The 16,942-nt window shown below is 74.4% G+C and carries 15 protein-coding genes; all 15 read right to left on the bottom strand.

Annotation, left to right across the window (positions count from 1 at the left end; genetic code table 11):
• Positions 1 to 84: 84 nt before the first annotated feature.
• Positions 85 to 1,368: an RsmB/NOP family class I SAM-dependent RNA methyltransferase gene (locus tag HCK04_RS01150; protein WP_205829723.1), complete on the bottom strand. Its 1,284-nt coding sequence runs from the start codon at positions 1,366 to 1,368 to the stop codon at positions 85 to 87.
• Between the two features lie 566 nt (positions 1,369 to 1,934).
• A complete protein-coding gene (gene fmt / locus HCK04_RS01145; protein ID WP_142644973.1) occupies positions 1,935 to 2,864 on the bottom strand; it encodes a methionyl-tRNA formyltransferase in 930 nt (309 codons plus the stop codon).
• Positions 2,864 to 3,412: a peptide deformylase gene (gene def, locus HCK04_RS01140; protein ID WP_142644972.1), complete on the bottom strand. Its 549-nt coding sequence runs from the start codon at positions 3,410 to 3,412 to the stop codon at positions 2,864 to 2,866. Before def ends, fmt begins: the two co-directional genes overlap by 1 nt.
• 46 nt (positions 3,413 to 3,458) lie before the next feature.
• Entirely contained in the window at positions 3,459 to 4,700 is a 1,242-nt protein-coding gene (locus tag HCK04_RS01135; RefSeq protein WP_142644971.1) for a hypothetical protein, read from the bottom strand.
• 23 nt (positions 4,701 to 4,723) lie between these two features.
• Positions 4,724 to 6,391 (bottom strand): hypothetical protein, encoded by a 1,668-nt coding sequence (locus tag HCK04_RS01130; RefSeq protein ID WP_142644970.1) that lies wholly within the window; start codon positions 6,389 to 6,391, stop codon positions 4,724 to 4,726.
• A gap of 40 nt (positions 6,392 to 6,431) precedes the next feature.
• Positions 6,432 to 9,410, bottom strand: coding sequence for a primosomal protein N' (locus tag HCK04_RS41845; protein WP_260617011.1), 2,979 nt, complete (start codon positions 9,408 to 9,410; stop codon positions 6,432 to 6,434).
• A gap of 142 nt (positions 9,411 to 9,552) precedes the next feature.
• Positions 9,553 to 10,740, bottom strand: a complete 1,188-nt coding sequence (gene metK, locus HCK04_RS01120) for a methionine adenosyltransferase (protein WP_142644969.1) — start codon at positions 10,738 to 10,740, stop codon at positions 9,553 to 9,555.
• A 186-nt stretch (positions 10,741 to 10,926) separates the two neighbouring features.
• Complete coding sequence (locus HCK04_RS01115) at positions 10,927 to 11,295, bottom strand: hypothetical protein (protein ID WP_142644968.1); 369 nt, start codon at positions 11,293 to 11,295, stop codon at positions 10,927 to 10,929.
• Positions 11,296 to 11,362: 67 nt separating this feature from the next.
• On the bottom strand, positions 11,363 to 12,781 hold the full coding sequence (gene coaBC / locus HCK04_RS01110; protein WP_142644967.1) for a bifunctional phosphopantothenoylcysteine decarboxylase/phosphopantothenate--cysteine ligase CoaBC: 1,419 nt from the start codon (positions 12,779 to 12,781) through the stop codon (positions 11,363 to 11,365).
• A 14-nt stretch (positions 12,782 to 12,795) separates the two neighbouring features.
• Positions 12,796 to 13,059 carry a DNA-directed RNA polymerase subunit omega gene (rpoZ, locus tag HCK04_RS01105; RefSeq protein WP_030508986.1) on the bottom strand — a complete coding sequence of 88 codons (264 nt, stop codon included), beginning with the start codon at positions 13,057 to 13,059 and terminating at the stop codon, positions 12,796 to 12,798.
• Positions 13,060 to 13,072: 13 nt separating this feature from the next.
• Complete coding sequence (gene gmk / locus HCK04_RS01100; protein ID WP_260617010.1) at positions 13,073 to 13,717, bottom strand: guanylate kinase; 645 nt, start codon at positions 13,715 to 13,717, stop codon at positions 13,073 to 13,075.
• Positions 13,718 to 13,755: 38 nt separating this feature from the next.
• Positions 13,756 to 14,079 (bottom strand): integration host factor, actinobacterial type, encoded by a 324-nt coding sequence (gene mihF / locus HCK04_RS01095; RefSeq protein WP_030450375.1) that lies wholly within the window; start codon positions 14,077 to 14,079, stop codon positions 13,756 to 13,758.
• 219 nt (positions 14,080 to 14,298) lie between these two features.
• The gene (pyrF, locus tag HCK04_RS01090; protein ID WP_142644965.1) at positions 14,299 to 14,997 is read right to left on the bottom strand and encodes an orotidine-5'-phosphate decarboxylase; all 699 of its coding nucleotides are present in this window, start codon (positions 14,995 to 14,997) and stop codon (positions 14,299 to 14,301) included.
• Complete coding sequence (locus tag HCK04_RS01085) at positions 14,994 to 15,968, bottom strand: dihydroorotate dehydrogenase (protein ID WP_142644964.1); 975 nt, start codon at positions 15,966 to 15,968, stop codon at positions 14,994 to 14,996. The genes pyrF and HCK04_RS01085 overlap by 4 nt, the downstream gene beginning before the upstream one ends.
• 21 nt (positions 15,969 to 15,989) lie before the next feature.
• Positions 15,990 to 16,847 carry a dihydroorotate dehydrogenase electron transfer subunit gene (locus HCK04_RS01080; RefSeq protein ID WP_142644963.1) on the bottom strand — a complete coding sequence of 286 codons (858 nt, stop codon included), beginning with the start codon at positions 16,845 to 16,847 and terminating at the stop codon, positions 15,990 to 15,992.
• Between the last annotated feature and the right edge of the window lie 95 nt (positions 16,848 to 16,942).

Below are 16,942 nucleotides of genomic sequence, written 5' to 3'. Positions count from 1 at the left end.
GAGACGCCCGGCTCCGCGGGTGGTCTCCTCTGTGGGCGGTTGCGGCTGTGGGCGGTTCGGCTGTGGGCCGTTGCGGCGGGACCGTCAGGTGCGGCGCAGCAGCGCGAGGAACATCGCGTCCGTGCCGTGCCGGTGCGGCCAGAACTGCGCGTACGGGCCGTCGCCGAGACCGGGCACCTCCGGCAGGAACGCGCGGGCGTCCAGCACCTCCACGCGGTCGCGCACGTCCTCCACCACCGCGCGGGTCTCGGCCAGGTGCGGCGAGCAGGTGACGTACGCAACGACACCGCCCGGCCGGACGGCCTCCAGCGCCGAGCCGAGCAGCCGCCGCTGCAGCGCGGTCAGCTCAGGGATGCTCCGGGGGTCGCGCCGCCAGCGGGCCTCCGGACGCCTGCGCAGGGCGCCGAGCCCGGTGCAGGGGGCGTCGAGCATCACCCGGTCGAACACGCCCGGCCGCCAGGCGGGCCGGGTGCCGTCCGCCGTGATCACCTTCGCCTCGCGGGTGGTGCCCCACACCAGCCGAGCCCGGTGATACTGCACGTCGGCGCCGAGCAGCCGGGCGCCGCGCTGGGCCGCCACCGCGTCGAGCAGCCCGGCCTTGCCGCCCGGGCCCGCGCACATGTCCAGCCAGGTGGAGTCCTGGTCGAGCGGCACACGGGTCAGCGCGAGCGCCACGAGCTGGCTGGCCTCGTCCTGCACCGCGGCCCGCGCCTCCCCCACCGCGGAAAGCGAGCCCGGGTCGCCCTCCGGCAGATAGGCGGCGTACGGCGAGTAGGCGGCCCGCTCGGCGCCCGCCGCGACCAGCTCGTCCACCGTGGCCCGGCCCGGCCGCGCCACCAGCGCCACGCGGGGCCGCTCGTTGTCGGCCTCCAGCAGCGCGGCCGTCTCGTCCACGTCGCCGCCGACCGCGTCGCGCAGGGCGGTGACGATCCAGCGCGGGTGGCTGTAGGCGATCGCCAGGTTGCCGATCGGGTCCTGGTCACGCGGCGGTGCGACGATCTCCAGCCACTGCTCCAGCGTGCGGCCCGCGACCTTGCGCAGCACGGCGTTGGCGTAGCGGGACGGGCCCGGCCCGACACGCAGCCGCACGAGGTCGATGGTCGCGCTGACCGCCGCGTGGGGCGGGATCCGGGTGCGCAGAAGCTGGTGGACGCCGAGCCGCACCGCGTCGAGCAGCGGCGGGTCCACCTCCTCCGGCGGCCGGTCGCTGCACGCGGCGATGACCTCGTCGTAGGTCCCCAGGCCGCGCAGCGTGCCGTACGCCAGCTCGGTGGCGAGGGCCGCGTCACGGCCGGTGATCCGCCGCTGCCGCAGCAGGGTCGGCATGAGCAGGTTGGCGTACGCGTCGCGCTCGTCGACGGCCCGCATCAGGTCGTAGGCGGCGTTGCGCGCCTCGTCGCGGGGCGGGCGTCCGCGGCCCTGCCTCGGCTGCCCGGCCTTCGCCGCGTGCGCGGCCTGCCCGCCGCGTCCCGGCCTGCCGCCGCGTCCCGGGCGGGCCTGTCCTGAGTCGCCTCCCGGGCCGCCGCCCTGGCCGCTCCCCTGGCCACGCCGTGCGCCGCCGCCCTGCCCTCTGCCCTGCTTCACGGTGTCACCCTCGACCCTGCCACAACCACTGCCACGACCACTGCCACGACCACTGCCACGACCCTGTTCACCCTGAGATGCCGCCGCTCTTACTCCGCCCTCCGCGGCCCTGTCATCTTCGGCGCTGTCACCTTAGACACCGCCCCGTTCGATGGAGGCACGTGCGGCGCTACCGCCCTCGGTCCTGTCCCTCACCGATCCGCCGGCCCTAGTTCCGCCGGCCCTAGTTCCGCCGGCCCGGTCGGCCAGCCCTGGTTCCGGCCACCGGGACGGTTCCGGCTCGGCGGCGGATTCCACTGCCTGCCGGGCGTCTCCCGGAACGATGCCGGGGCCGTGGCGGGCGGGGCCGTTCAGACCAGGGTCTCACCATCCGCGAACCGGACGCCGCGCCCCCATTCGGCCGCGGTCATCTGGCGCTTGCCCTGCGGCTGCACCTCGCCGAGCTCCACCGGGTGGGTGCCGGTCCCGACGAGGACGGACTTCCGCGTGGCCGCGATCTCGCCGGGGGCGAGCTTGCCCGCGTCGGGCGCGAGCCGCACCGGCCCGATCTTGACCCGCTGGCCGCGGAACTCGGCCCACGCGCCGGGAGCCGGAGTGCAGGCCCGCACCAGCCGGTCGACCCGCATCGCGGGCGCGGTCCAGTCGATCCTGGCGTCCTCGACCGTGATCTTCGGGGCCAGGCTGACGCCGTCCGCGGGCTGCGGGCGCGCCTCCAGCGTGCCGTCCTCTACCCCGTCGAGCGTGGCGAGCAGCAGCCCCGCGCCGGCGTCCGCGAGCCGGGCCAGCAGTGCCCCGCTCGTGTCGCCGGGCCGGATCCGCTCGGTGAGCACGCCGAACACCGGCCCCGCGTCCAGCTCCTTCACGATGCGGAAGGTCGAGGCGCCGGTGACGTCGTCGCCGTGCAGCACGGCGTGCTGCACGGGCGCCGCGCCGCGCCAGGCGGGCAGCACGGAGAAGTGCAGGTTGATCCACCCCTGCGGGGGGATGTCGAGCGCCGCCTGCGGCAGCAGGGCGCCGTACGCGACCACGGGGCAGCAGTCGGGGCCGATCGCCCTCAGCCGGTCGAGGAACTCCGGGTCTCCGGCCTTCGCCGGCTTGAGCACCTCGATCCCCGACTCCTCGGCGAGCTGCGCCACCGGGCTGGGATGCACCTTGCGGCCACGGCCGGACTGCGCATCGGGCCGGGTCACCACGGCCGCCACCTCGTGACGGGGCGAGTCCAGCAGGGCGCGCAGCGACGGGAGCGCGGTGTCGGGCGTGCCGGCGAAGACCAGGCGCACTACAGGGCCCTTCCCTGCGTGGCGTGCGGCGAGACCTTCACCACCGGCGCCGACAGGCCGCTCCACTCGGCCTCGCGGATCGCCTTCATCGCGAGCTTGCGCTGCTTGGGGTCGAGGCGGTCGATGAACAGCACGCCGTCGAGGTGGTCGGTCTCGTGCTGGAAGCAGCGCGCCATGAGGTCGGTGCCCTCGATCGTCACCGGCTCGCCGTGCATGTTATAGCCCTTGGCCACCGCTCTGATCGCGCGGGGCGTCGGGAAGGTCAGGCCGGGGAAGGACAGGCAGCCCTCCTCGCCCTCCTCGTCGATCTCGCCGCCGAGGTCGAGATCGGGGTTGATGAGGTGCCCGAGCTGCTCGTCGACGTAGTAGGTGAACACGCGCAGGCCGACGCCGATCTGCGGCGCGGCCAGGCCGGCGCCCGGCGCGTCCATCATGGTGTCGGTCAGGTCCTTGACGAGCTTGCGCAGTTCCTTGTCGAAGTCGACCACCGGCTCGGCAGGGGTGCGCAGCACCGGGTCGCCGAACAGGCGGATCGGCTGAATGGCCAAGGGTTGACTCCGTTCACGTCACGTACACGAGGAGGATCACCCCAGTCTACGGGCGCGAACGCACCTTCATCGCCGTCTTCCTGGCGGTCTTCGCGATCAGCGGGTCGGGGTGGTGCCTGCCGAGCATCTCCAGCACCGCGAGAGCGTCGGGGTGGTCGACCCGGCCCATCTGGGGCACCAGCGTCAGCAGGTCCTCCCCGAGGAGGTCGAAGTGGGCCACCGAGTCGACCGGGGCGCCGATGTAGAGCAGGGCGGCGAGGGTGTCCACCGCCACCCAGGCCCCGTCGCCCTCGCCGAGAGCCGGCGCCTCCAGATCGCGTACGCCCAGCCAGGCGGCGGCGTAGCGCCACATCATCGGCTCGTCCAGGGCCTCCCGTACGGCCTGCGCGGCCTCCGGGCCCAGCTCCTCCAGCACGGTCCCTGCGGTGCCGCGCTGGGCGGCGTTGCCCGACGCGGCGATCTTGATGAGCTCGCGCGCCGCGTCCTCGGGCACCCGGCGCTCCAGCCACAGCGTGGCGGCGCTGGCGGAGGCCCGGCCGGTCAGCATGGCGTCGATGAGGTCGGCGGCGCCCAGCTCGGCGAGCGCGGCCACCTCGCCGAGCGACGGCGCGTCGTGGCCCTCCCTGAGCAGGTCGCGGCGCACGGCCCACACGCCCGGCTGGGTGAGCCGGACGAGCTCCCCGGTCAGCTCGATCAGCCCGCAGTACTCCAGCAGCGCCATGGCCGCCGCCAGCTCCCCCGGCAGCGTCATCCGCAGCCGCCGCAGGTCCGCCGGCCGCGCCTCGCAGCCCACCTCGTGGGCCTGGAGGATGCCGCCGGCCAGGGCGGCGAGCGGCATGCCCTCACGCACCGAGTAGATCGTGGCGAGGATCTCGGTCAGGTGCTCGTCGATGACCGCCGACCCGGTCAGGCCCTCCTCGGTGCGGTCGAGCACGTCCATGACCACGCCGTCCCAGAACTCCATCGGGTCGGGCACGCCGGGCCCGGGGCGGGCGCCCTGCCGGGTGACCTCCACGAGGCGGCCGTTGACCGCGACCACCCACAGCAGGCGCAGCCTGGCGGCCTCCAGGCCCAGCTCGGCGACGACCGCCTCGGCCTCGGCGGGGTGCGGCAGCCCCTGCTCGGTGACCTCGCACACACCCCGGGGAGAGGCCGCGCAGCGGGCCCCGACCCACTCGGCCACGCGGCGGGCGTCCCGCACGAGCGGGACCTCCCGAACCGCGAGGACGAGCTGCTCGTCGGGGGCGATGTCGACCGGCGGAAAGGTGAGCACGTCGCTGTCGGCCATTCCAGCAACTTACTGCACAGCAGTCACCTGATGCCCCGCGAACGAGCCTTGAAAGCCGCTTTCCGGGCGGCTTTGGCGGCGGCCTGGTCCGTCAGCGTGCTGCCGAGCAGTTCGAGAACCTCGACCACGTCGGGGTGATCCACCCGCCACATGTCCTCGATCAGATGGGCGGGCGGCCCCGAGGCGGCGATGTTCTCCGCGAAGCCCTCCGGGTCCGCCTCGGCGGCGGGCAGCGCGAGCGCGAGCATGTCGACGCTCACCCACAGGACCTCCTCGGGGGTGAGCGCGGGCGCGTCCAGGCCCCGCGAGGAGAGCCAGTGGATGGCGTGCGGGCGCAGCTCGGCGTCGTCCAGGTAGGACCGCACGACCGGCGCCGCCTCGACGCCCAGCCGGTCGACGATGGTCACGGCGACCCCGCGCACCTCCGCCGGGGCGCCGGCCACGGCGGCGAGCAGCTCCGCCGCCGCCTGCTCCGGGGTGCGCCGCGACAGCCACTCGGCGATGTCCCGCTCGGCCGCCTCGTCGGTCGTGCCGTCGCCGATCAGCCCGGCGATCAGCCCGCTCGCGTCGCCCTCGGCCGGGGCGGGCGCGAGCGGCGCGTCCAGGCCCATGCCTGCGTACAGCTCCCGCAGGCCCCACAGGGCGTGCGCGGTCAGGGCCAGGCCGTCCTCGGTGCGCTGGACCGTTCCCGCGTACACCAGCGTGGCCAGCGCCTCGTCGAGCCGCCCGACGGGCCGACCCGCGGCCACCTCGCGCAGGTAGTCGGCGAGCGCGTCCACCGGGACGGGCGACTGCAGCCGATAGAGCAGGTCGTGGATCTGGGACATCCCCTCGTCCACGACCGCCTCCCCGGTCAGCGGCACGGTCCTCTCCACGAGGAACTCCAGCGCCGACCGCCACAAATCGAGCAGCTCGTCCTCGCCGCGCGCGTCCAGCTCGCGGAAGTCCTCCGCGACCACGACGGCCGTGCCGTCGAGCCGGGCCAGGCCCAGATCGAGCGCGAGCCGCCACGCCGGCTCCGGGCACTCGACGCCGAGCTCGGCCGTGCACGCCCGCGCGTCCCTGACCCGCATGGACCGGCGCTTGGTCACCGTGCGGCCGCCGTCCGCCAGCCAGGTCACCACCCGGTGGGCGTCGCGCAGCAGCGGCACCTCGCGTACGGCCCGCGCCACCTCCTCGCGCGGCGCGAGCCGTACGGGCGGCAGGGGCGCGCAGCCGGGGCAGTCGCACTCGCCGCCGTCGGCCGCCTCCTCCGCCCGCGCGGACTGGGCCGCGTCGAGCTCCAGGTCGTCGGGTCCGATGGCGCTGAACAGGCTCTTGGCCATGCCGAACTTGGACGTGTCGGCCAGCGCCTGCGGCATCTCGGGCTCGATGCGGTCGATGGTCTCCCGCATCCGGACGGCCGTCTTGCTGCCGATCTCGCCCGTGTCCAGCAGGAACTCGACCAGTGTCCGCGCCGCGGCGACCGTCTCCGGCGCGCTCTCCGGCGGCGCGATGACCTTGCGCGGATAGATCTCCAGCAGGAGCTCCTCGAAGGTGCCCGGCCGGAAATCGCCCAGTTCGTTCACCTCCAGGTAGTCGCTGGCGTAGTCGCACAGCAGACGTACCTCGTCGACGTCGACCTCGACGTTCCGCTCGCGCCCCCAGGCACGCAGGCCGTCGATGGCCCGGTTCACCCATTCGATCGACACAGAGGCACGCTAACGGCTCCCTTAGTGCGAGGCGAATCGGTCAGATGAGGTCGAGCGGATCAATGTTCACACGGACCACGTCCGGAGCCTTGCGCGCGGAGCGCACACCGGAGGCCCCCTTGAGCGCCCGGGCCAGCGCGGACCCGAGATAGCGCGGCACCCGGACCATCGCCCGCTCCAGCCCGCCGTCCACCGGCACCGGCCCCAGCACCTGCGCTCCGGGAGGCAGCCCGGCGGACGTCAGCGTCTCCCTGACCGCCGCTGCCGGGCCGGTCAGCGTCGCCATCCGGACGGCCGGGGGAAAACCCAGCTCGGCCCGCTCGTCGAGCTCGCGTTCCGCGAAGGTGACGGGATCCCAGCGCAGCAGGGCCTGTACGGCGGGCACCCCGGCGTCGGCCAGGACGACCAGCTCCCCCGCCGGACGCAGCAGGGCGGCGGCGTTCATCCAGCGTCGCAGCGCCTCCTCGGCCGCGCGCAGGTCGGGACGGCCCAGCAGCGCCCATCCGTCGAGCAGCACGGCCGCCGCGTAGCCGCCGTCCGGCACGGGCTCGGCCCCGGGCGTCGCCACGACCAGCGCGGGGGCGCCGCTCACCGTCGCGAGCACGCCGTCGCGCCCGCTGGTGCGCACGGCCACCGAGGGAAAGGCCCGGCCCAGCTCCTCGGCGGTGCGGCGGGCGCCCACGATGACGGCCCGCACACCCGTCCCGCCGCAGGACGGGCAGCGCCAGTCGCCCGCGATCCGGCCGCACCAGCGGCAGTAGGGCACGGCGTGCCCGCCGCGCAGCGCGAGCGGACCCGAGCACACCGGTCCGGTGGCCGCGGGCTCCGCCGGCACCGGGTCCACGAGCGGCCTCGCCCTGCCGCCCGCCCTGCCGCTCTCCTGGCCGGTCCCCCCGGGGACCACGGGCCGATGGACGCCCGATCCGCGCCCGGCGGCCGTCGCGGCGCGGCCCCGCGTGTCGCCGCCGAGCGCCGGCGCGCCTCCCAGGGCGGCGTCCGGTGCCGCCGCCGGGCGCACCTGCGGCAGGCCCGAGCAGCGGGCGGGGGCACGGCAGTGACGGCACGCCAGCGCGGGCAGATAGCCCCTGCGCGGCACCTGGACGAGCACAGGGCCGTGCTCCAGGCCCTCGCGCAGCGCCCGCCAGGCGATGCTGGGCAGGCGGGCCGCCCTGGCCGCCTGGTCGCGGGCCAGCTCCGCGTCGTCGCCCGCCGGGCGCACCCGGGGCGCCCGGGCCCGGACCGCCCCCCGGTCCGGCACCAGCGGCGCGGCCCAGCCCGTCTCGACGAGCGCCGTTGCCTCGGCCGTGCGCGCGTAGCCGCCGACGAGCAGGCCCGCCCCCGCCTGATGCGCTCGCAGGGCGAGCACCTCCCGCGCGTGCGGATAGGGCGCGTGGCGCTCGGCGTGCAGGTCGTCGCCGTCGTCCCAGACGACCGCCAGCCCCAGGCGGGCCACCGGCGCGTACGCCGCGGGGCGGTTGCCCACCACGATGCCGATCTCGCCGCGCAGCGCCTTGAGCCAGCGCCGGTAGCGCTCCGCGGGCCCGAGGTCCGCCGTGATCGCCACATGCGGAGTCTCTCCCAGGGCCGCGGTCACCAGCGCGACGTCCTTGCCGTCGGGCACCACCACGACGACGCCCCGGCCGCCGTCCAGCGTCGCCCGCGCGGCGGCCGCGATGGCGCGCGGCCACGCCGGCCCGTCCGCATCCGTGCCGGGCAGGGCCGTCCACACGGCGCGTGGAGCCCTGCCCTCGGCCAGCGCCTCAAGGAAGCTGGCGCCTGCCGGGTAGGCCCTCCAGGCGTCCCCATACGCCCGCGCCGCCCGCCGCCCCGCCTCCCCGCGTGGCCCGGTCTCCTGCGGCGCGGTCTCCTGCGGCGCGGTCTCATCCGGCACAGCCGGGGATGCCCCCTTGCCGTGCGCGGCCTCGGGTGGCGCGCCTTCGTGTGGGGCGGGCTCGCCTCGCACCGCCTCGGGTCGCGTGGCTTCGGGTGGCGTGGTCTCACCATGGACCGCCGCCGCGTGCGCCGCGTCTTCGGGGGCCACCCCCCGCCCCGGTCCCGCACCCTCGGATGGCGTGGTCTCGCCGTGGACCCTCGCCGCGTGCGCCGCGTCTTCGGGGGCCACCCCCCGCCCCGGTCCCGCACCCTCGGATGGCGTGGTCTCGCCGTGGACCCTCGCCGCGTGCGCCGCGTCTTGGGGGGGCGCTTCCGGCTCCTCTCCCGCGCCCTCGGCGGGGTGCGAAGGAGGGCCGTCGTCCACGGTCGCGCGTACGGGCTCGGGGGCGGGCTCGGGGGCGGGCTCGGGGGCGGGCTCCGGGGCGGGCTCGGGGGCGGGCTCCGGGGCGGGCGGGGGAACGTCGCCGTCACCGGAGGACGCCGCCCGGCGGGCGGGGGTTCTCGCCTCGCCCTCGACCCGGGCGTGCCGGGGCGGAACGGCCAGGCGCAGGACGTCCGACATGGTCCCGGCATAACGGTCGGCCACGGCGCGGGCCAGCCGCGCGATGTCGGGAGTGAGGACGGGCTCCGGGGAGATCACCCGTTCGAGGAAGGACAGCCGGCCCTCGTGCTCGCTCTCGGGGAGCCGTTCGAGCAGGTAGCCGTCGGCGAGCTGCCCGGCGAAGCGGACGCGCACCCGGCAGCCGGGCACCGCCTCGGCGTCCATCGTGGTGGGGACCAGGTAGTCGAAGGGGCGGTCGAGGTGCGGCAGCGGCGTGTCCACCACGACCCTGGCGACCGGAAGGTTCTGGGCCGCCTCACGCGCGCCCTTGGACGCGCCCGCGCGCGCCCGCCCCGCGCCCCGTGCTGTCGCGCCCTGCCCCCTCGCCGCCGCGCCCTGGCCCCGCACGGCCGTGCCTCGGCCTGTCGCGCCTTCACCCCGCGCATCCTGCCCCGGCGCAGCAGCTCCCTGCCCCTGCCCCTGCGCGGCGGCGCCCCGCGCCCGCTCGGCGGGCCGCCGTACGGCGGCCGGGGGCGCCGGAAGGAGCGCCTCCTGAGGATGCGGGGCGCGGGTCGGCTCGGTCACGTCTACGTCCTACCAGACCCGGCGAGCCGCAATCGCACGTACGCCCACCGCCTGTGGACATCCACATGCCCGGCGGGCATGCCAGGGCGGCGCCCGCCGTCAGAGGCGGGCGCCGCCCGGAGTGCGTGCCGTCAGGCGGGGGTCACAGACCCGCGGCCGTACGCAGGGCGTCGGCCCGGTCGGTGGACTCCCAGGAGAAGCCCTCTCGGCCGAAGTGGCCGTACGCGGCGGTCTCGGAGTAGATCGGGCGCAGCAGGTCGAGGTCCCGGATGATCGCGGCGGGGCGCAGGTCGAAGACCTGGAGCACCGCGTCCTGGATCACGTTGACCGGCGCCTTCTCGGTGCCGAACGTCTCGATGAACAGGCCGACCGGCTGGGCCTTGCCGATGGCGTAGGCGACCTGGACCTCGCAGCGGTCGGCCAGGCCGGCCGCGACGACGTTCTTGGCGACCCAGCGCATGGCGTACGCGGCCGAGCGGTCGACCTTGGACGGGTCCTTGCCGGAGAAGGCGCCGCCGCCGTGGCGGGCCATGCCGCCGTAGGTGTCGATGATGATCTTGCGGCCGGTGAGGCCGGCGTCGCCCATCGGGCCGCCGATCTCGAAGCGGCCGGTCGGGTTGACCAGCAGGCGGTAGCCCTCGGTCTCGATCTCCAGGTCGGCCAGCACGGGCTCGACCACGTGCTCGCGGATGTCGGGGGTCAGCATCTCCCGCAGGTCGATCTCCGGAGCGTGCTGGGTGGAGACGACGACGGTGTCGAGGCGGGCCGGGCGGTCGCCGTCGTACTCGATCGTGACCTGGGTCTTGCCGTCGGGACGCAGGTAGGGAACCGTGCCGTTCTTGCGCACCTCGGACAGGCGGCGGGCCATCCGGTGCGCGAGCTGGATCGGCAGCGGCATCAGCTCGGGGGTCTCACGGCAGGCGTAGCCGAACATCAGGCCCTGGTCGCCCGCGCCCTGACGGTCGAAGTCGTCGGAGCCCTCGCCCTCGCGGTGCTCGTAGGCGTCGTCCACGCCCTGCGCGATGTCCGGCGACTGCGCGCCGATGGACACCGACACGCCACAGGAGGCGCCGTCGAAGCCCTTGTGGGAGGCGTCGTAACCGATCTCGAGGATCTTCTCGCGGATCAGGGCGGGGATGTCGACGTAGGTCTCCGTCGTCACCTCACCGGCGACGTGGACCTGGCCAGTGGTGATCAGCGTCTCGACGGCGACCCGGCTCTTGGGGTCGTCCTTGAGCATGGCGTCGAGAATCGCGTCACTGATCTGGTCGGCGATCTTGTCCGGGTGGCCCTCGGTGACCGACTCGGAGGTGAACAGGCGACGGGACAACTCAGGGCTCCTCATGCAGCGGCTGCTGACGTCCATGAGTGACCGGCGGTAGAGCCTCGCCCCACCGCGGTCACTCGATGCTCACGCGAGTCTAGCCCTAGGCGCTGCGGAGCCGCGAAGCCATCCGGTTTCGGGTCGCCGGGATGATGGACCGAAAGCGGGCCCGGCGCGCCCGCGTACGGCGTGTCAGAGATCGGGCAGAGGGTCTCTGGGCAGGTCACCGGGTGTGAACGCCTCCGCGTCGGCCGCCGCGACCACGGCGGCGTACTCGTCGTCGACCTCCAGTGTCATGCCGCCGATTTCGATGCGGGGGCCCGACCCGAACTCGATCGGCCCGAGACGGGTGCGGCGGGGGTAACGCGCCCACACCCCCGACGGCTCGTCCCTGCTGAACATCTTGGTGGACAGCAGGGTGATCGACCGGTCCGTCACCACGACGAGGAAACCGATCGTGGCAGGGGGCGGCACGGCCACCGCGGGGAACACGTAGCGGATGTCCTCTCCGGGGCCGAGCATCGCCCGGCAGCGCTCCCTGATCGTGGCGGACACCGGCATGGCGATCGCTCCCTCGACGCACGCTGTGGGGGCTGGGGCGGGCGCCCGCGCCGGCACCACGCGAAGATCAGGCGAGACGCTGCGCCACCAAATCCCACACTACGTCGGCGAGATCCTCTTTGGGACCCCTCGGAATGTCCACGGACCCGCCCTCCGCCGTGAGGACGACCGCCGCGTTGTCCGGCGTACCGAACGCGAGGTTCTCCCCGACCTGGTTCACCACGAGCAGGTCGCAGCCCTTGCGCTCCAGCTTGGCTCTGCCGTTGGCCAGGACGTCGTCGGTCTCCGCCGCGAATCCCACGATCACCCGGGGATACGGCCCATCGGCCCCGGCGTCCCGTGTGGCACCGGCCCTGGCCTCCCCCACAGCGCCCGGCCCGACGGCCTCGGCGTCCTGCGCGGCGCCCAGGCCGTCACCGGTCTCCCGCGCGCCACCCGCCCCATCGGCCGTCCGCGCGGCGCCCAGGCCGTCGCGGGTCTCCCGCGCAGCGTCCGGGCCGTCGCCGATCGCGGGTCCGCCGCCCACGGCGGCGTACGCCTCTCGCTTGGCCCGGCGGATCTCCCCCAGCTCGGCCAGGATGTCCGGATTTTTCGCCAGATGGATTGGATCAGGCTCGGCGGACGACTTCTTGATCTTCGTGTCGCTCTGCCGTACGGGCCGGAAGTCGGCGACCGCGGCGGCCATCACGACCGCGTCGGCGTGCTCGGCCGCCGCCAGGACCGCGTCGCGCAACTGCCGCGCCGACTCGACCCGGACGACCTTCGCGCCCGCGGGATCGGGCAGCGTCACGTTCGCCGCGACGAGCGTGACCTCCGCGCCCCGGGCGACGGCCGTACGGGCGAGGGCGTATCCCTGCAGCCCGGAAGACCGGTTGCCGATGAAGCGCACGGGGTCGATCGCCTCGCGGGTGCCTCCGGCCGAGACGACGACGTGCCGGCCGGCCAAATCCTCGCGCCGCCCGGCCAGCACCCGCCGGCACACCTCGAAGATCTCGGCGGGGTCGGGCAGCCGCCCGGGGCCGGTGTCGGCGCCGGTGAGCCTGCCGACGGCGGGCTCGATCACGATCGCGCCGCGCTCGCGCAGCGTCGCCACGTTCGCCCGCGTGGCCGGGTGCTCCCACATCTCGGTGTGCATCGCGGGCGCGAACACCACCGGGCACCGCGCCGTGAGCAGCGTGTTGGTGAGCAGGTCGTTGGCCAGCCCGTGCGCGGCGCGCGCCAGCACGTCCGCCGTCGCCGGGGCGACGACCACCAGGTCGGCGGACTGCCCGATGCGCACGTGCGGCACCTCGTGCACCGACTCCCACACCTCGGTGGTCACCGGATTGCCCGACAACGCGGCCCAGGTCGGCTCGCCGACGAACCGCAGAGCGTCACGGGTCGGCACGACGCGCACGTCGTGCCCCGACTCGGTGAACAGGCGGAGCAGCTCGCAGGACTTGTAGACCGCGATGCCGGCGCTCACGCCCAGCACGACAGACGTCATGACGGAGGCGGTGCTCAGCCCTCGATGGGCTCAGAGGTGAGCAGACCCTCGGAGACCTCGCGCAGCGCGATCGACAGCGGCTTCTCCTGGGCGTGGGTCTCCACGAGGGGCCCCACGTACTCCAGCAGGCCCTCGCCGAGCTGCGAGTAGTAGGCGTTGATCTGGCGCGCCCGCTTCGCACCCATGATCACGAGGCTGTACTTGCTGTCGACGATGTCGAGAAGCGCGTCGATCGACGGGTTGGTGATGCCTTCCGCGTAGGCGGAGCTGCTTGCCACGTCAGTGATTCCCCTAGCTAGGTGAGTTTCCCATCAAGGTTATCAGCCGGTGGCACACATCCTTGACGGACGTGTTGACGATCGTGAGATCGAACTCCTTCTCCGCCGCCAGCTCGATCCGGGCCATCTCCAGGCGCCGGGCGATCACGTCGGGAGGCTCGGTGCCGCGGCCGCGCAGCCGCCGCTCCAGCTCCTCCCAGCTCGGCGGGGCGAGGAACACCAGCAGGGCATCGGGCATCGTCTTGCGCACCTGCCTGGCGCCCTGCAGGTCGATCTCCAGCAGGGTGGGGACCCCTGCCGCCAGCTTCTCCAGCACCGGCCCTCTGGGCGTGCCGTAGCGGTTGCCGGCGAACTCGGCCCACTCCAGAAGCTCACCGGAGGCGACGAGCCGGTCGAACTCGTCGTTGTCGGCGAAGAAGTACTCCACGCCGTGCTGCTCCCCCGGCCGGGGCTTCCGGGTTGTCACCGAGACCGACAGCCACACCTCTGGGTGGGACCGCCGGAGCTCGGCGACGACCGTGGACTTCCCCACACCCGACGGACCGGACAGGACCGTCAGGCGCGGGCGGGGCTTGGAGTCACCGCCGTGTGCCCTGGACCCGCTGGTCGCGACTGCCTCGTGGGCCCGATCTCCAGCGGACCGGGACATGTCGGTCACTCCGTACCCCCGTGAAACTCGCTCGTACGCCGCCGAGATCAGCTCTCGGCGCCGCCGAACTCGCGCTCCAGGGAGGCGCGCTGGTTGGCGCCGAGACCCCGCACGCGGCGGGATTCGGCGATACCAAGGCGCTCCATGAGCTGCTTGGCGCGGACCTTGCCGACGCCAGGGAGCGACTCCAGCAGAGCCGAGACCTTCATCTTGCCGATGACGTCGTCGGTCTGCCCATCCTTCAGCACCTCAGCCAGCGAAACCGCGCCGTGCTTGAGCCGGTTCTTGACCTCGGCACGCTCCTTGCGTGCCTTGGCAGCCTTCTCAAGAGCTGCGGCGCGCTGCTCGGGGGTCAGGGGAGGAAGAGCCACGCCGGGTCACCTCGAATTTCTTGTCGATGTACTCGGACGGGAGGGGAAACTAGCTGGTCTTGGCCGTAACGGCAACGTCAAGGGCGGTTTCTCGGACTACAAAATTGATTTTACTACTTTTGGTATTGGAAAAGTCACTCTTCGTAGATCAAAACCGCCTCAGCAGGCCCTAAGCAGGATGACGCAAGGTGACGGCGCCCGAGGCCGGCGAACGCCCGATCAGGCGCTCACGCGACGCAGCGCGGCGGCGATCCCGGCGGCCGCCGCACCCGGGTCCGGCGCCCCGGTGATGGGCCGTCCGATCACCAGAAGATCGGCTCCCTGGGCGATCGCGTGCTCCGGCGTGGCCACCCGCGCCTGGTCCTGGGTGTCGGCGCCGGCGGGCCGCACGCCCGGAGTGATCAATGTCACGTCCGGGCCGACCTCCGCGCGTACGGCGGCGACCTCCCTGGGCGAGCAGACGAGGGCCTGGGCGCCCGCCCCGACGGCCACGGCGGCCATGCGGCGCGCGATGTCGGTAGGGGGTCCCTGCATGCCGAGCTCGCCGAGATCGGCCTCGGAAAGCGACGTCAGGAGCGTCACGGCCGCGATCTGGATGTTGGGGGCCGCCTCGACGGCCGCCTTGACCATCGCGTGGCCCCCCGCGGCGTGCACGGTGAGGTACGTCGGCTTGAGCCGGGCGACCGCCCGGGCGGCGGCGCCCACGGTGTTGGGGATGTCGTGCAGCTTGAGGTCCAGGAAGACCTGCACGCCGCTCGCGCCGCGCACCGAGGCGATCACGTCGGGGCCGTGGCGCAGGTAGAGCTCCAGCCCCACCTTCACCGTCGAAACGTGCGGGGTGACCAGGCCGGCCCAGCGGGCCGCGGTCTCCATGTCGGGCGCGTCCAGGGCGACGGCGATGGGAGCGGGCGTGGTCAAAGCGAACTCTCCTCGAGGTCTGTGCGTGTTCGTGGTTGCGCGCCCGCCGGGCGGTGGGCCAGGCCCACGGCGTCGGCGAGCCGGTCGAACCCGCGCTCCTGCAGAAGCTCCTCAAGCTCCCTCAGGACGCGCGGGCAGGCGTAGGGGTCATGGAACAGCGCCGTGCCCACAGCGACGGCGCAGGCGCCCGCCAGGACGAGCTCAAGGGCGTCCCTGCCGGTCGTCACGCCGCCCATGCCGATGATGGGCACTCCCGGCAGCGCCGCGTGCACCTGCCACACGCAGCGCACCGCCAGGGGCCGTACGGCGGGGCCGGACAGGCCGCCGGTGCCGGCCGCGAGCGATGGGCGCATCGTGTCCACGTCGATGCTCATCCCCACCGGGGTGTTGATCATGGCGAGGGCGTCGGCGCCGCCGTCCACGCACGCGCGGGCGACCGCGACGATGTCCGCCACGTCCGGGGACAGCTTGGCGATCACCGGCACCTCGTACGGCGTGGCCGCGCGCACCGAGGCCACGACCTCCGCCGCGGCGGCCCCGTCGCGGGCGAACACCCTGCCGCGGTCCTCGACGTTCGGGCACGACAGGTTGATCTCCACGGCGGTGATGCCCTCGACGCCGGCCAGGCGCCGTGCCAGCGCGGTGTACTCGGTCACGGTGCCGCCGCCGATCGACACGACCGTGCGGGCTCCGCGCTCGGCCAGCCAGGGCAGCTCGCGCTCCAGGAACGCCTCGACTCCCGGGCCCTGCAGGCCCACGGCGTTGAGCAGCCCCGAGGGCGTCTCGGCCATCCGCGGCGTCGGCCGTCCCGCGCGCGGGGCCATGGTGATCGACCGGGTGACGAAGGCGCCCAGCCGGTGGACGTCGGAGAACTGGGCCAGCTCGCGGCCCGTCCCGCCGCAGCCCGAGGCGGTCAGCACGGGGTTGGGCAGCTCCACATGGGCCAGGTAGGTCCGCAGGTCGGCGGTCACGGCCGCCTCCCCCGCCCCGGCTCAGGCATGCCGTCCGCCGGGCGCGCCGAGCGCGTCGAACGGGATCGTCCCGACGTCGTCGAACCGCACCCGCTCGCCCCGGAACACCGGCCCCTCGGTGCAGGCGCGGACCATGCGGGTCACGCCGTCGTCGCCGATGACCGGCACCACGCACGTCATGCAGACCCCGATGCCGCAGGCCATGGACTCCTCCACGGCCACCTGCACGGGGATGCCGAACTCGGCGGCGACCGCCGTGACGCCGCGCAGCGTCGCCATCGGCCCGCACGCGTAGACCGCGTCGGCCCGCGCGTCGGCGATCACGCCGGGCAGCACGTCGGTCACCGTGCCGCGCATGCCGAGCGAGCCGTCCTCGGTCGTCAGCGTGGTCGTCTCGCCCATCCTGCGGGCCCGCAGCGCCCCGAAGACCCGGTCGGCCGACGGCGCCCCCAGCACGAAGTCGATGCGGCAGCCCCGCTGCTGCAGCGCGTCCGCCAGCGCGAACAGCGGCGCCGCGCCGTGCTCGTCGCCGACCAGTACGCAGGTGCAGGGGTCGCGGGGCAGGGGGAACGGACGGCCGAGCGGGCCGACCAGGTCGAGCGTGTCGCGCGCCCGGAGGTCGGCGAGCCAGGCCGTCCCGGCACCGCGCACGCCGAAGACGAGCTCCACCGTGCCACCGTAGTCCGGCTTCACGTCGTGGATCGTGAAGGCCCGCCGGGTGAGCATCGAGGAGTTGCGGCCTCCGACGGCGACCGTGACGAAGTGGCCCGGCCGGAACCGGTCGGCGATGCCCGGCGCGACGACCGTGAGCGCATGGTAGGCGTCCACGCGGCGCGTCGTCAGCACCGTGCCCGTGACCTGAACCGGACTCCCGGCCACTCCCTTCCTCCCTGCCTATGGCGCGCGCCCTGCTCATGGCGCCCGCTCCGTTCGAACGGGCGCCTGAGCCGGCTTGGTCGTGCCGGAGGCGCGCA

Origin of the sequence: Microbispora sp. CL1-1 (assembly GCF_012034195.1) — a bacterium.
GTDB lineage: Bacteria > Actinomycetota > Actinomycetes > Streptosporangiales > Streptosporangiaceae > Microbispora.
This window is presented reverse-complemented; position numbering and strand designations above follow the sequence as displayed.